13 protein-coding genes are annotated in these 14,648 nt (G+C 74.0%); 12 read left to right on the top strand and 1 reads right to left on the bottom strand.

Annotated features, from left to right (window positions below; translation table 11 throughout):
- Positions 1-22 precede the first annotated feature (22 nt).
- From coaBC to ACP7TJ_RS04975, 3 genes are all read left to right on the top strand, one after another.
- Positions 23-1,225 (top strand): bifunctional phosphopantothenoylcysteine decarboxylase/phosphopantothenate--cysteine ligase CoaBC, encoded by a 1,203-nt coding sequence (gene coaBC / locus ACP7TJ_RS04985; RefSeq protein ID WP_167743997.1) that lies wholly within the window; start codon positions 23-25, stop codon positions 1,223-1,225.
- Between the two features lie 237 nt (positions 1,226-1,462).
- Complete coding sequence (metK, locus tag ACP7TJ_RS04980; RefSeq protein WP_093768265.1) at positions 1,463-2,671, top strand: methionine adenosyltransferase; 1,209 nt, start codon at positions 1,463-1,465, stop codon at positions 2,669-2,671.
- 136 nt (positions 2,672-2,807) lie between these two features.
- Positions 2,808-4,955 carry a primosomal protein N' gene (locus ACP7TJ_RS04975; protein ID WP_401409052.1) on the top strand — a complete coding sequence of 716 codons (2,148 nt, stop codon included), beginning with the start codon at positions 2,808-2,810 and terminating at the stop codon, positions 4,953-4,955.
- A 130-nt stretch (positions 4,956-5,085) separates the two neighbouring features.
- Here ACP7TJ_RS04975 and ACP7TJ_RS04970 read toward each other — a convergent pair whose 3' ends face one another.
- On the bottom strand, positions 5,086-5,634 hold the full coding sequence (locus ACP7TJ_RS04970; protein WP_427762270.1) for a hypothetical protein: 549 nt from the start codon (positions 5,632-5,634) through the stop codon (positions 5,086-5,088).
- Positions 5,635-5,926: 292 nt separating this feature from the next.
- Here ACP7TJ_RS04970 and fmt point away from each other — a divergent pair, with 292 nt between their 5' ends.
- From fmt to ACP7TJ_RS04925, 9 genes are all read left to right on the top strand, one after another.
- Complete coding sequence (fmt, locus tag ACP7TJ_RS04965) at positions 5,927-6,859, top strand: methionyl-tRNA formyltransferase (protein WP_427762268.1); 933 nt, start codon at positions 5,927-5,929, stop codon at positions 6,857-6,859.
- Positions 6,860-6,934: 75 nt separating this feature from the next.
- Complete coding sequence (locus ACP7TJ_RS04960) at positions 6,935-8,362, top strand: RsmB/NOP family class I SAM-dependent RNA methyltransferase (protein ID WP_093768261.1); 1,428 nt, start codon at positions 6,935-6,937, stop codon at positions 8,360-8,362.
- 146 nt (positions 8,363-8,508) lie between these two features.
- Positions 8,509-9,195, top strand: a complete 687-nt coding sequence (gene rpe / locus ACP7TJ_RS04955) for a ribulose-phosphate 3-epimerase (RefSeq protein ID WP_189910316.1) — start codon at positions 8,509-8,511, stop codon at positions 9,193-9,195.
- Between the two features lie 78 nt (positions 9,196-9,273).
- On the top strand, positions 9,274-10,317 hold the full coding sequence (locus tag ACP7TJ_RS04950) for a sugar-binding transcriptional regulator (protein WP_019523731.1): 1,044 nt from the start codon (positions 9,274-9,276) through the stop codon (positions 10,315-10,317).
- Positions 10,318-10,323: 6 nt separating this feature from the next.
- Positions 10,324-10,557 (top strand): ribonuclease domain-containing protein, encoded by a 234-nt coding sequence (locus tag ACP7TJ_RS04945; RefSeq protein WP_427762265.1) that lies wholly within the window; start codon positions 10,324-10,326, stop codon positions 10,555-10,557.
- Positions 10,554-10,922 carry a barstar family protein gene (locus ACP7TJ_RS04940; protein ID WP_427762263.1) on the top strand — a complete coding sequence of 123 codons (369 nt, stop codon included), beginning with the start codon at positions 10,554-10,556 and terminating at the stop codon, positions 10,920-10,922. The genes ACP7TJ_RS04945 and ACP7TJ_RS04940 overlap by 4 nt, the downstream gene beginning before the upstream one ends.
- A gap of 92 nt (positions 10,923-11,014) precedes the next feature.
- Complete coding sequence (locus tag ACP7TJ_RS04935) at positions 11,015-12,457, top strand: GuaB1 family IMP dehydrogenase-related protein (RefSeq protein ID WP_193459317.1); 1,443 nt, start codon at positions 11,015-11,017, stop codon at positions 12,455-12,457.
- A 245-nt stretch (positions 12,458-12,702) separates the two neighbouring features.
- The gene (locus tag ACP7TJ_RS04930) at positions 12,703-14,181 is read left to right on the top strand and encodes an amino acid permease (RefSeq protein ID WP_093768256.1); all 1,479 of its coding nucleotides are present in this window, start codon (positions 12,703-12,705) and stop codon (positions 14,179-14,181) included.
- Positions 14,182-14,191: 10 nt separating this feature from the next.
- Positions 14,192-14,644, top strand: coding sequence for an Lrp/AsnC family transcriptional regulator (locus ACP7TJ_RS04925; RefSeq protein WP_030867804.1), 453 nt, complete (start codon positions 14,192-14,194; stop codon positions 14,642-14,644).
- The last annotated feature ends 4 nt before the right edge of the window (positions 14,645-14,648 follow it).

The raw sequence follows: 14,648 nt of genomic DNA, 5'->3' as shown, positions 1-14,648 counted from the left end.
TTCCGAGGTGCGGGGAGAGACGGTGGACAAGCCGAAGGTCGTTCTGGGGGTCAGCGGCGGCATCGCCGCCTACAAGGCCTGTGAGCTGCTCAGGCGGCTCACCGAGTCGGGACACGACGTACGCGTCGTCCCCACCGCCTCCGCGCTGCACTTCGTCGGCGCCGCCACCTGGTCCGCCTTGTCCGGCAACCCGGTCTCCACGGAGGTCTGGGACGACGTCCACGAGGTGCCGCACGTCCGCATCGGCCAGCACGCCGACCTGGTCGTCGTCGCGCCCGCCACGGCCGACATGCTCGCCAAGGCCGCCCACGGCCTCGCCGACGACCTCCTCACCAACACCCTCCTCACCGCGCGCTGCCCGGTGGTCTTCGCGCCCGCCATGCACACCGAGATGTGGGAGCACCCGGCCACCCAGGAGAACGTCGCCACGCTGCGCGCCCGCGGCGCCGTCGTCGTCGAGCCGGCCGTGGGCCGCCTCACCGGCGTCGACACCGGCAAGGGCCGGCTGCCCGACCCCGCCGAGATCTTCGAGGTCTGCCGCCGCGTCCTGGCCCGCGGCGCCACCGCCCCCGACCTCGCCGGGCGGCACGTCGTCGTCAGCGCCGGAGGCACCCGCGAGCCCCTCGACCCGGTCCGCTTCCTCGGCAACCGCTCCTCCGGCAAGCAGGGCTACGCCCTCGCCCGCACCGCCGCCGCCCGCGGCGCCCGCGTCACCCTGATCGCCGCCAACACCGCGCTGCCCGACCCGGCCGGCGTCGACGTCGTCCGCGTCGGCACGGCCGTGGAACTGCGCGAGGCCGTCCTCGGCGCCGCCCGCGACGCCGACGCGGTCGTCATGGCCGCCGCCGTCGCCGACTTCCGCCCCGCCGTCTACGCGGCCGGGAAGATCAAGAAGAAGGACGACCAGGAGCCCGAGCCCATCGCCCTGGTGCGGAATCCGGACATTCTCGCCGAGGTCTCCGGCGACCGGGTGAGGTCCGGACAGGTGATCGTCGGCTTCGCCGCGGAGACCGACGACGTGCTCGCCAACGGCCGCGCCAAGCTGAAGCGCAAGAACTGCGACCTCCTCGTGGTGAACGAGGTGGGCGAGGCGAAGACATTCGGTTCCGAGACCAACGAGGCCGTGGTGCTGGGCGCCGACGGCAGCGAGACGCCCGTCCCGCACGGGCCGAAGGAGGCCCTCGCCGACACCGTCTGGGACCTCGTCGCCGAGCGGCTCGCATGAATGGCTCATCCATGACCCGGCTCCCCGGAACGCCGCCATCCGGGGTGTGGCGCCTCTGGCGAACCGCGCCCCGCCCGGAGAGAATGCCCGTGCCGCAGGTCACAGCGCTCTCGCGAGGCGAGACGGGGGGACCCGTGGCGACGCACGACCGATAAACTGTTCCACGGACGGCGTCGGGTGCAGCCCCCGCCGTCCGCCCATGATCAGCCAGCAGCCGCTGCAACCCCAGGGAGCATTGTGTCCCGTCGTCTGTTCACCTCGGAGTCCGTGACCGAGGGTCACCCCGACAAGATCGCTGACCAGATCAGCGACACCATTCTCGACGCGCTGCTCCGCGAGGACCCGACCTCCCGGGTCGCCGTCGAGACCCTGATCACCACCGGCCTCGTGCACGTGGCCGGCGAGGTCACCACCAAGACGTACGCGGACATCGCGACGCTGGTGCGCAGCAAGATCCTGGAGATCGGTTACGACTCCTCGAAGAAGGGCTTCGACGGCGCCTCCTGCGGCGTCTCCGTGTCGATCGGCGCGCAGTCCCCGGACATCGCCCAGGGCGTCGACACGGCCTACGAGACCCGGGTCGAGGGCGACGACGACGAGCTGGACCGGCAGGGCGCCGGCGACCAGGGCCTGATGTTCGGCTACGCGACGGACGAGACGCCGACGCTGATGCCGCTGCCGATCTTCCTGGCGCACCGCCTGTCCAAGCGCCTGTCCGACGTGCGCAAGAACGGGACCATCCCCTACCTGCGCCCGGACGGCAAGACCCAGGTCACCATCGAGTACGACGGCGACAAGGCGGTCCGCCTCGACACCGTGGTCGTCTCCTCGCAGCACGCCTCCGACATCGACCTGGAGTCGCTGCTCGCTCCCGACATCCGCGAGTTCGTCGTGGAGCCGGAGCTGAAGGCGCTGCTCGACGACGGCATCAAGCTCGACACCGAGAACTACCGGCTGCTGGTGAACCCCACCGGGCGCTTCGAGATCGGCGGCCCGATGGGCGACGCCGGCCTCACCGGCCGGAAGATCATCATCGACACCTACGGCGGCATGGCCCGCCACGGCGGCGGCGCCTTCTCCGGCAAGGACCCGTCCAAGGTGGACCGCTCCGCGGCGTACGCGATGCGCTGGGTCGCCAAGAACGTGGTCGCGGCCGGCCTGGCCGCGCGCTGCGAGGTGCAGGTCGCGTACGCGATCGGCAAGGCCGAGCCGGTGGGCCTGTTCGTGGAGACCTTCGGCACCGCCAAGGTCGACGTGGAGAAGATCGAGCGGGCGATCGACGAGGTCTTCGACCTCCGACCCGCCGCGATCATCCGTGACCTGGACCTGCTGCGTCCGATCTACGCCCAGACCGCGGCGTACGGCCACTTCGGCCGTGAGCTGCCGGACTTCACCTGGGAGCGCACCGACCGCGTGGACGCGCTGAAGAAGGCCGCGGGGCTGTAACGGCGCGGGCTGTTCCCGGCCGAGGCCCGGTGCCGCTCCCTCTCGGGAGGGCACCGGGCCTCGGTGCGTTGCGGGCACGCCTTGCGCGTCCTTGGCGGGCCGCGGTGTTGTCAGTCGCGTTTGGAACAATGCAGGGGTGAGCAGCGAGGACGGACGGACCGCCGGGGACGCGCAAGGCGCGCCCCCGGAACAGCTCGCCCTCATCCGAGAGACCGTCCGCCAGGCGCAAACCCCCCGCGCCAAGCCCCGCACCTGGCGCGGCGCCGCCCTCGCCAAGGAGCTGCCCGTCGCCCGGGTCCTCGTCGACAAGGGCGTCCTCCATCTCGACCGCTACTTCGACTACGCCGTGCCCGAGGAGCTGGACGCCGACGCCCAGCCGGGGGTCCGGGTGCGGGTGCGGTTCGGCGCCGGCCGGCACCGGGTGCGGGACGGGCGGCGTGAGGGCGGGGGCCTGATCGACGGGTTCCTGGTCGAGCGCCGGGCCGCATCCGACTACGCGGGGCCCCTGGCCGCGCTGGCCCAGGTCGTCTCGCCCGAGCGGGTGCTGGACGAGGAGCTGCTCGGTCTCGCCCGCGCGGTCGCCGACCGGTACGCGGGCAGTCTCGCCGACGTCCTCCAGCTCGCGGTGCCGCCGCGCAACGCCCGCGCCGAGCAGCGCCCCTCGCCGGACCCGCTGCCCCCGCCCCCGGCACCGGCGGCCGGGTCCTGGGAGCGGTACGAGCAGGGTCCGGCCTTCCTGGAGTCCCTGGCCACGGGCGGCAGCCCGCGCGCCGTGTGGAACGCCCTGCCCGGCCCGCTGTGGTGCGAGGAGATCGCCCGGGCGGTCGCGGCGACCCTGTCCTCGGGGCGCGGCGCGCTGGTCGTCCTGCCGGACGGGCGGGCCGTGGCCCGGCTCGACGCCGCGCTCACCGAGCTGCTGGGGGAGGGCCGGCACGCGGTGCTCACCGCCGACGCCGGACCGGAGAAGCGGTACGCCCGGTGGCTCGCCGTACGGCGCGGTGCGGTGAGGGCGGTGATCGGGACGCGGGCGGCGATGTTCGCCCCGGTGCGCGACCTCGGGCTGGTCGCCGTGTGGGACGACGGCGACGACAACCACAGCGAGCAGCACGCCCCGCAGCCGCACGCTCGGGAGGTGCTGCTGCTGCGGGCCGCGCAGGACCGGTGCGGCTTCCTGCTGGGCGGCTGGAGCTGCACGGTGGAGGCCGCGCAGCTCGTGGACACCGGCTGGGCCCGGCCGCTGCAGGCCGCGCGGGAGCGGGTGCGGGCCGCCGCGCCGCTGGTGCGGACCGTGGGCGACCAGGATCTCGCACGGGACGAGGCCGCCCGCGCCGCCCGCCTGCCCACGCTCGCCTGGCAGGCCGTCCGGGAGGGACTGCGGCACGGCCCGGTGCTGGTCCAGGTGCCCCGGCGCGGCTACGTCCCGCGGATGGCGTGTGCGACCTGCCGGGCGCCGGCGCGGTGCCGCCACTGTTCGGGCCCGCTGGAGGCGCATGGCTCCGACGATCTGCGCTGCGCGTGGTGCGGGCGCACGGAGAGCCGCTGGCACTGTCCCGAGTGCGGCGGCTTCCGGCTGCGGGCGCAGGTGGTGGGGGCGCGGCGCACCGCCGAGGAACTGGGGCGGGCGTTCCCCGCGGTGCCGGTCCGTACGTCGGGGCGGGAGCACGTGCTGGACACGGTGCCCGGGGCGCCCGCGGTGGTGGTGAGCACACCGGGCGCGGAACCGGTCGCCGAGGGCGGGTACGCGGCGGCGCTGCTGCTGGACGGCTGGGCCATGCTGAGCCGCCCCGACCTGCGGGCCGGGGAGGAGGCGCTGCGGCGGTGGATGGGCGCGGCGGCGCTGGTCCGGCCGCAGACGGCGGGCGGCACGGTGGTCGTGGTCGCCGAACCGACCCTGAGGCCGGTGCAGGCGCTGGTGCGCTGGGACCCCGCGGGATTCGCGGTACGGGAACTGGCGGAGCGGGGTGAGCTGGGTTTTCCGCCGGTGTCACGGATGGCGGCGGTGGCCGGGCCCGGGGAGGCCGTGGCCGAATTCCTCGGGGCCGTGGAGCTGCCGCCCACCGCGGAGGTGCTGGGGCCGGTGCCGATGCCGGTCACTTCCGCGGGGCGTCCCCGTCGGCCGGGGGCGCCCCCGCCGGGGGAGCAGTGGGACCGGGCTCTGATCCGCGTCCCCCCGGGGAACGGGGCGGCGCTCGCGGGGGCGTTGAAGGCCGCGCAGGCGGCGCGGATGGCGCGGGGCGGCAGCACGCCGGTGTGGGTGCGGATCGATCCGGCGGACATCGGGTAGGGCGCGTGCCCGACGGGTGTGACGCGCGCCCCGCGGCGTCTTCGGCGCGCACCACGCGAGCAGGAACGGGGCGTGCCCCGGATGTGAGGCACGCCCTCCCGGGACGGCGGTCGGGAGGGCGTGGGCGGGGTCAGCCGTTGCGCGGGGTCGGGAAGGCCGTGGGGCGGGAGTCGTCGCGGAGGGACGGGCTGCCCGCGGTGGGCTGGGTGGGCATGGCGCGGGCCGCCGGCACCGTGGGCACCGTGGTCACGCCGGAGCCGACGTTGACGGTGCGGGCGCCCGACGGCTCCGGGCTCCGCTCGGCCTCGGAGGTGGCCGCCGCCTGCGCGGCCGCCCGGCGGGCGCCGTACCGGCGGTGCACGGCCTGCTTGGTGACACCGAGCGCGGAGCCCACCGCGTCCCACGAGAAGCCCAGGGAGCGGTCGAAGTCCACGGCGGCCGTGACCAGGGTCTCGACGCTGTCCCGCAGTTCCTGGGCGAGTCGGACGGTCGGGGCGGGGGCCCGTCCGTAGACGACGAAGCCCGTGGAGGGACCGGAGCGGCGCGGGCGGTAGACGTTGCCGAGCTGGGCGGTGAGCGTGCGCAGTGCGTCCACCTGCCGGCGGACCCGCTCGATGTCCCGCACCAGCAAGTGCAGGCTGGCCCGAGCCTGGGCGTCGTGGGTTGCGTGGTCGGCCATGAACAAGCCTCTCGAACCGGCGTTGAAAGGGATGGACCCTGTCGGGGCCCGTGGTCAACTCTTTCTTGACCAACGCCGTTCCGGTCCCCGGGTCACGGGCTGGGGCGCGGCGGCATATGCGTACGCCCCCGCGGAAACCGGCGCGCACGGGACCGTCCCCAGCTCGGAACGTTCCTGCACCGCGAGCGACGGCCCCGGACGTGGATCTCGTACCTGCGCCCACGGCGGAAGGCCGCCCCATAGACTGGTGCGCCGCCCGAACCGTTCCCGCCCGAGAGGCCCTCCGCACCCCATGAAGCTCGTCTTCGCCGGTACCCCCGAGGTCGCCGTTCCCGCACTGGACGCTCTTCTCGCCTCCGGGCGGCACGAGGTCGCCGCCGTCGTCACGCGGCCGGACGCGCCCGCCGGACGCGGCCGCCGGCTGGTCGCCTCGCCGGTCGCCGAGCGGGCGGAGGAGGCCGGCATCGAGGTGCTGAAGCCGGTCCGGCCGAAGGACCCCGACTTCCTGGAGCGGCTCAGGGAGATCGCCCCCGACTGCTGCCCCGTCGTCGCCTACGGCGCGCTGCTGCCCCGGGTGGCCCTCGACATCCCCGCCCACGGCTGGGTCAACCTGCACTTCTCGCTGCTGCCGGCCTGGCGCGGCGCGGCTCCCGTGCAGCACGCGATCATGGCGGGCGACGAGATCACCGGCGCCAGCACCTTCCTCATCGAGGAGGGTCTGGACTCCGGGCCCGTCTACGGCACGGTCACCGAGGAGATCCGTCCCACCGACACCAGCGGCGACCTGCTCACCCGGCTCGCCTTCGCCGGCGCCGGACTGCTCGCCGCGACCATGGACGGCATCGAGGACGGCACGCTGAAGGCCGTGCCGCAGCCCGCCGAGGGCGTCAGCCTGGCCCCCAAGGTCAAGGTCGAGGACGCGCGCGTCGACTGGCGGGCCCCGGCGCTGCGCGTCGACCGGGTGGTGCGCGGCTGCACGCCCGCGCCCGGCGCCTGGACCACCTTCCGCGGCGAGCGGCTGAAGATCGTCCAGGCCCGGCCCGTGCCGGAGCGGACGGACCTGACGCCCGCTCAGCTGTCCGCGGGCAAGAACAACGTGTACGCCGGGACCGGTTCGTACGCCGTGGAGCTGCTGTGGGTGCAGCCCCAGGGCAAGAAGCCGATGCGCGGCGCGGACTGGGCGCGCGGGGTGCGGATCGCGGCCGGGGAGACCCTCGGCGACTGACGCCCCCGGCTCCTCCCCGGCAGTACGCCGTAGGCTGGAGCGCGCACGTCCACCCACATCCGGAGCACCTTTTTCGTGAGCGACCAGCCCCGTCGGCCCCGCAGGCCCGCCAAGCCCTACCGCCGTCCCAAGAAGGACCCCGTCCGCGTCCTCGCCTTCGAGGCGCTGAGGGCCGTGGACGAGCGTGACGCGTACGCCAACCTCGTCCTGCCCCCGCTGCTGCGCAAGGCGCGGGAGAACGAGGGACCCGAGAAGTTCGACGCGCGGGACGCGGCGCTGGCCACCGAGCTGGTGTACGGCACCCTGCGCCGCCAGGGCACCTACGACGCCGTCATCGCCGCGTGCGTCGACCGGCCGCTGCGCGAGGTCGACCCGCCGGTGCTGGACGTGCTGAGCCTCGGCGCGCACCAGCTCCTCGGCACGCGGATCCCGACGCACGCCGCCGTGTCCGCCACCGTCGAGCTGGCCCGGGTGGTGCTCGGCGACGGGCGCGCCAAGTTCGTCAACGCCGTGCTGCGGAAGATCGCCCAGGACGACCTGGACGGCTGGCTGGAGCGGGTCGCTCCGCCGTACGACGAGGATCCCGAGGACCACCTCGCCGTCGTGCACTCCCACCCGCGCTGGGTGGTCTCCGCGCTGTGGGACTCCCTCGGCGGCGGGCGAGCCGGGGTGGAGGAGCTGCTGCGCGCCGACAACGAGCGGCCCGAGGTGACGCTGGTCGCGCGTCCCGGGCGGGCCACCACCGACGAGCTGCTCGCCGAGGAGGCCGCCGTCCCCGGCCGCTGGTCCCCGTACGCGGTGCGGCTCACCGAGGGCGGGGAGCCCGGCGCGGTCCCGGCGGTCGCCGAGGGGCGGGCCGGGGTCCAGGACGAGGGCAGCCAACTGGTGGCGCTCGCGCTCGCGGCGGCGCCCGTCGAGGGGCCGGACCGGAGGTGGCTGGACGCGTGCGCGGGTCCCGGCGGCAAGGCGGCGCTGCTCGGCGCCCTCGCCGCGGAGCGCGGGGCCGTGCTGCTCGCCTCCGAGAAGCAGCCGCACCGGGCGGGGCTGGTGGCCAAGGCGCTGGCCGGGAACCCCGGCCCGTACCAGGTGGTCGCCGCCGACGGGACGCGTCCGCCGTGGCGGCCCGGCAGCTTCGACCGGGTGCTGGTCGACGTGCCGTGCACCGGTCTCGGCGCCCTGCGCCGGCGGCCCGAGGCGCGGTGGCGGCGACGCCCGGAGGACCTGGACGGCTTCGCGCCGCTCCAGCGCGGGCTGCTGCGGACCGCCCTGGAGTCCGTGCGGGTCGGCGGCGTCGTCGGCTACGCGACCTGCTCACCGCACCTCGCGGAGACCCGGGCGGTGGTGGCGGACCTCCTCAAGCAGTTCCCGGACGCCGAACTGATCGACGCCCGTCCCCTCCTCCCCGACGTCCCCGACCTCGGCGACGGCCCCGACATCCAGCTCTGGCCCCACCTCCACGGCACGGACGCGATGTACTTGGCGCTGTTGCGCCGCACTGCCTGACCCCGAGGCGCGGGCGCCCCGCGGCGCAGTGGCCGACCGCCGTGGGCGACGTCTCGCGGCGGCGTGGATCTCCGCGCCGCCGCCCGCCGTTGACCAGTCCCCGGACCGTTCGTACCGCCGCGCGGCGCAGCGCATACGCTTGGGGCATGGCCCCGCAGATCAGTCCCAGCATTCTGTCCGCCGACTTCGCCCGGCTCGCCGAGGAGGCGAAGGCCGTGGAGGGAGCCGACTGGCTCCACGTCGACGTGATGGACAACCACTTCGTGCCGAACCTGACGCTCGGCGTGCCGGTCGTCGAGTCGCTCGCCCGGGCCACGGACACGCCGCTGGACTGTCATCTGATGATCGAGGCGCCCGACCGCTGGGCGCCGCAGTACGTGGAGGCGGGGGCGGGCTCCGTCACCTTCCACGTCGAGGCGGCCACCGCGCCCGTCCGGCTCGCCCGGGAGATCCGCGCCAAGGGCGCCCGCGCCTCCATGGCGCTGCGGCCCGCGACGCCGATCGAGCCGTACGAGGATCTGCTGCCCGAGCTGGACATGCTGCTGATCATGACGGTTGAGCCGGGCTTCGGCGGGCAGGCGTTCCTCGACATCATGCTGCCGAAGATCCGCCGCACCCGTGAGCTGATCAGCAAGCACGGTCTGGAGCTGTGGCTGCAGGTCGACGGCGGTGTGTCGGCCTCGACCATCGAGCAGTGCGCCGACGCCGGCGCGGACGTCTTCGTCGCGGGATCCGCCGTGTACGGGGCGTCGGACCCGGCCGAGGCGGTCCGTGCCCTGCGCAAGCAGGCGGAGGCGGCGACGTCCAGGGCGTCGTGGTTGCACGACCACTGAGCGTCATGTACGTGAACGGCGGTCAGCAGGGCTGATCGACAGCGCCGGATCTGCAAGGATGAACGGCGAGTCCAGAGTGTGAACAGCAGTGAGGAGATCGCCGTGTCGGGTATGTCGGCGGGCCGGTCAGCCATGCGGATGGGACCCGCTGAGCTGGTGCAGGCGGCGGCCATGGCCCGCCGCTTCTACCTCGAGGGCAAGTCCAAGATCCAGATCGCCGAGGAGTTCGGCGTCAGCCGCTTCAAGGTGGCCCGGGTCCTGGAGACCGCCCTCGAGCGGGATCTGGTACGCATCGAGATCCGCGTACCCGCCGAGCTGGACGCCGAGCGCTCGGACGCGCTCCGCGCCCGCTACGGCCTGCGGCACGCCGTCGTGGTCGAGTCCCCGGCCGAGGCCGAGGAGACGCCCGACCCCGAGAACCTGGGAGAGGTGGCCGCCGACCTGCTCGGCGAGCTGGTCAACGAGGGGGACGTGCTGGGCCTCGCCTGGGGGCGTTCCACCATCCACATGGCGGCGGCCCTGGACCGGCTGCCGCCCTGCACGGTCGTCCAGCTGACCGGCGTGTACGACGCGGGCACGGCGGAGCGCGGCTCCGTCGAGGCCGTGCGCCGCGCCGCGCAGGTGTCGGGCGGCGACGCCCACCCCATCTACGCGCCGATGCTGCTGCCGGACGCCGCCACCGCGGAGGCGCTGCGTCACCAGACGGGCATCGCGCGGGCCTTCGAGTACTTCGACAAGGTCACCGTCGCCTGCGTGTCCATCGGCTCCTGGGAGCCGGGCATCTCCACGGTGCACGACATGCTCAGCGACGAGGAGCGGGCCCACTACGCCTCCCTCGGCGTGGCCGCCGAGATGTCCGCCCACCTCTTCGACGCCGAAGGGCGCCGGGTCGGCCGCGACCTGGGGGAGCGGTGCATCACGGTCAAGACCGACCAGCTGCGCAAGGTGCCCGAGGTGGTCGCCATCGCCGGCGGACAGCGCAAGGGACCGGCCATCGACGCGGTGCTGCGCTCCGGCCTCGTCACCAGCCTGGTGACCGACACCTCGGCCGCCGACTACCTGATGACCGCCGGACCCACCCCGCGCTCCGCCCTGAACCGCGCGGACCCGGACGGCCCCTGACGGCGGGTGGGACCGGGAGAGGGCCGACGGCGTCGGCCGCACGACGCCGCCACGGGCCCGCCTCCCGCGTCCGGCGGTGAAGGGGGGCCGCCCCAATGCGAACGCGGCCACTACCGCGCCTGCACGGCGCCCGCGCCCGGACCGGACGACCGCGGCGCCCGGCGCGTCGTCACCGGCCGGAACGGCGGGACGTACCGCACCGACGACCCCTACACATCGTTCACGGCGGTACCGAGATGACCCACGACCCCTCCGGCCCGCTCGTGGTCGCCCTCGACCTCGACGGGGTGACCGACAAGGCGGGCCTGATGGACCGCTGCGTCCGCGCGCTCGGCCTGCCCGACTGGTTCGGCCGCAACTGGGACGCCCTCGTCGACTCCCTCTCCGACCGCACCGTCCGGCCCGGGGGCGCGGACGGACGCGGGCTGCTGCTCGTCGTCCGCGGCTGGCGGGCCTATGCCGACGCCCGCCCCCAGGAGTGGGCGACCGCCCAGGAGGTGTTCGCCGAGGCCGCAGAACGCGACCCCTCGCTCACCGTGGCGCTCGCCGTTGGAGGATCCGCCGAGCACCTTCCCGACCAGGCTGGACGATCCGACCGGGACTGACATTCCGGTCGCCATGGGAGAATGAAGTACGTGCTCTTCCCCCTGGCTGACCTGTCCGGGGGCCACCTCTGATCGACTGGGATGTGCAGCACGTGCGTTTCCTCAACGACATCCAGCCCCCCTACGACCTGACGTACGACGACGTCTTCATGGTGCCGAGCCGCTCCGCGGTCGGCTCGCGGCAGGATGTGGACCTCAGCTCCCCGGACGGCACGGGTACCACCGTCCCGCTCGTCGTCGCCAACATGACCGCCATCGCCGGCCGCCGCATGGCCGAGACGGTCGCCCGGCGCGGCGGACTCGTGGTCATACCGCAGGACATTCCGATCGAGGTCGTCACCGAGGTCGTTTCCTGGGTGAAGGCCCGCCACCTGGTGCTGGACACCCCGATCGTGCTGGCCCCGCACCAGACCGTCGCGGACGCGCTGTCCCTGCTGCCGAAGCGGGCGCACAACGCGGGCGTGGTCGTCGACGAGGAGCGCCGTCCGGTCGGCGTGGTCACCGACGCCGACCTGTCCGGCGTGGACCGCTTCACCCAGCTCGACGAGGTCATGTCCAAGGACCTGCTCCTCCTCGACGCCGGCATGGACCCGCGCGAGGCCTTCAACACCCTCGACGGCGCCAACCGCCGCTACGCGCCCGCCGTGGACGCCGAGGGCCGCCTGGCCGGCATCCTCACCCGCAAGGGCGCCCTGCGCGCCACCCTCTACAGGCCCGCCACCGACGACCGGGGACGGCTGCGTATCGCCGCCGCCGTTGGCATCAACGGCGACGTGGCGGGCAAGGCCAAGCAGCTCCTCGAGGCGGGCGTCGACACCCTCGTCATCGACACCGCCCACGGCCACCAGGAGTCGATGGTCAACGCCGTCCGGCTGGTGCGCGGGCTCGACCCGCAGGTCCCGGTCGTCGCCGGCAACATCGTTTCCGCCGAGGGCGTCCGCGACCTCGTCGAGGCGGGCGCGGACATCGTCAAGGTCGGCGTCGGCCCCGGCGCCATGTGCACCACCCGGATGATGACCGGCGTCGGCCGGCCGCAGTTCTCCGCCGTGCTGGAGTGCGCCGCCGAGGCGAGGAAGTACGGCAAGCACGTGTGGGCCGACGGCGGTGTCCGTCACCCGCGCGACGTGGCCATGGCCCTCGCGGCCGGCGCGTCCAACGTGATGATCGGCTCCTGGTTCGCCGGCACCTACGAGTCCCCGGGCGACCTCCAGCACGACGCGAACGGCCGCCCCTACAAGGAGTCCTTCGGCATGGCCTCCGCCCGCGCCGTGCGCAACCGCACCTCCGAGGAGTCCGCCTACGACCGCGCCCGCAAGGCGCTGTTCGAGGAGGGCATCTCCACCTCCCGCATGTTCCTCGACCCGGAGCGCCCCGGCGTCGAGGACCTGATCGACTCGATCATCGCCGGCGTCCGCTCCTCCTGCACCTACGCCGGCGCCGCCTCGCTGGCGGAGTTCGCCGAGAAGGCCGTCGTCGGCGTCCAGAGCGCGGCCGGCTACGCCGAGGGCAAGCCGCTGCACGCCAGCTGGAGCTGACCCGTCCGGTGGGGCGGGTGTGGAACGGCCCACACGGCCGGCGCAACGAACACCCGCCTCACCCCGAGGAACGCAATGATCTTGCGGTGGTGCGCAAGGTTGCTGCATTTCAGCAGCAACGAAGAACCTCGTAGGGTTACGCGCTGTACGTGTGTGGCGGGGACCCCGCTCGACGGGTCCCGGCTGTCGCGGGGCGCCGTCGGTCCCCGGCCGCGGAAGCCCGGCAGCGATCAAGGAGTCAGCGCGTGCTCGACCATGGCGCACCCCCGCACAACGGCGGTCCCGCCGCCCCCCACTCCGAGGGCGTGGGCATGCGCCTGATGCGCCGCAAGCCCGTGGAACGCCTGGTCGCCGAGGGCGGCCGCGGCGAGGGCGGCGCCCTGCGCCGCTCCCTCGGACTGTGGCAGCTGACGATGATCAGCATCGGCGCCACGCTCGGCACCGGCATCTTCGTCGTCCTCGGGGAGGCCGTCCCCAAGGCCGGTCCTGCGGTCACGCTGTCCTTCGTCATCGCCGGTCTGACGGCCCTCTTCTCCGCCCTCTCCTACGCGGAGCTGGCCGGCACCATCCCGGTCTCCGGCTCCTCGTACTCGTATGCGTACGCAACGATGGGCGAACTGATCGCCTGGGTCTGCGGCTGGTGTCTGATGCTGGAGTACGGCGTCTCGGTCGCCGCCGTCGCCGTCGGCTGGGGCGAGTACCTCAACGAGCTCCTCGACGGCACCATCGGCGTCACCCTGCCCGCCGCGCTGTCCGCCCCGCCCGGCGACGGCGGGATCTTCAACGCGCCGGCGCTGATCGTCGTCCTGCTGGCCATGGCGTTCCTGCTCGGCGGCGCCCGCGAGTCCGCCCGCGCCAACACCGTCATGGTCCTCGTCAAGATCGGCGCCCTCGTGCTGTTCTGCGCCATCGGCGTCCAGGGCTTCCGCTCCGGCAACTACGAGAACTTCATGCCGCTCGGCATGGCCGGCGTCAGCGCCGCCGGAGCCACCCTGTTCTTCTCGTACATCGGCTTCGACGCCGCCTCCACCGCCGGCGAGGAGGCCAAGAACGCGCAGCGCGACCTGCCCCGCGCGATCCTGCTGTCCCTCGCGATCATCACCGCGCTGTACGTCCTGGTCGCCGCCGTCGCCGTGGGCGCCAAGCCGTGGCGGCAGTTCACCGACTCCGAGGCCACCCTCGCCCAGATCATGCGCGAGGTCACCGGCCAGAGCTTCTGGGGCACCCTGCTGGCGTTCTGCGCCGTCGTCGCCATCGCCAGCGTCGTCCTCACCGTGCTCTACGGCCAGACCCGCATCCTGTTCGCCATGTCCCGCGACGGACTGGTGCCCAAGGTGTTCGCCCGGGTCAGCCCGCGCACCGGCACGCCCCGCGCCAACACCCTGATCGTCTCCCTGTTCTGCGGTGTGCTCGCCGCCGCCGTCCCGCTCGGCCAGCTCGCCGACGCCACCAGCATCGGCACCCTCTTCGCCTTCGCGCTGGTCAACGTCGCCGTCGTGGTGCTGCGCCGCAGCCGCCCCGACATGCCGCGCTCCTTCCGGGTCCCGCTGTCCCCGCTGCTGCCCGCCCTCGGCCTCGGCTTCTGCCTCTGGATGATGGGCAGCCTGTCCACCGTCACCTGGGTCGTCTTCGGTGTCTGGATGGCCGTCGGGCTCGTGTTCTACTTCCTCTACGGCTACCGCCGCTCCCGGCTCGCCGCCCCCGCCCCGTCGGAAGCGAAGTGAACGACCCGCAGTGCTGAACGATCTCGACGAACGCATCGTGCACGCCCTCGCCGAGGACGCCCGCCGCTCCTACGCGGACATCGGCCAGCTCGTCGGCCTCTCCGCGCCCGCCGTCAAACGGCGCGTGGACCGGCTGCGCGCCACCGGGGCCATCACCGGTTTCACCGTGCGGGTGGATCCCGCCGCCCTCGGCTGGGAGACGGAGGGGTTCGTCGAGATCTACTGCCGCAGCAACACCTCCCCGGAGACCATCCAGCGGGGTCTGGAGCGGTACCAGGAGGTCGTCGCCGCGTCCACCGTCACCGGGGACGCGGACGCGGTCGCCCAGGTCTTCGCCTCCGACATGCGGCACTTCGAACGGGTGCTGGAGCGCATCGCCGGCGAGCCCTTCGTGGAGCGGACCAAGTCCGTGCTGGTGCTGTCGCCGCTGCTGCGGCGGTTCTCGTCCGGCTCGCCGGCATGAGCCG

This window comes from Streptomyces sp. DSM 41931, from assembly GCF_050271085.1.
GTDB classification, from domain to species: Bacteria; Actinomycetota; Actinomycetes; order Streptomycetales; family Streptomycetaceae; genus Streptomyces; species Streptomyces albogriseolus.
The sequence above is the reverse complement of the archived record's forward strand: the minus strand, read 5'-3'. Positions and strand labels throughout refer to the sequence as shown.

Bases quoted from the DNA above. Each gene is read 5' to 3' on its own strand.
- ACP7TJ_RS04970 (WP_427762270.1), bottom strand. From the start codon at position 5,634: ATGGCCGACCACGCAACCCACGACGCCCAGGCTCGGGCCAGCCTGCAC.
- fmt (WP_427762268.1), top strand. From the start codon at position 5,927: ATGAAGCTCGTCTTCGCCGGTACCCCCGAGGTCGCCGTTCCCGCACTG.
- rpe (WP_189910316.1), top strand. From the start codon at position 8,509: ATGGCCCCGCAGATCAGTCCCAGCATTCTGTCCGCCGACTTCGCCCGG.
- ACP7TJ_RS04940 (WP_427762263.1), top strand. From the start codon at position 10,554: ATGACCCACGACCCCTCCGGCCCGCTCGTGGTCGCCCTCGACCTCGAC.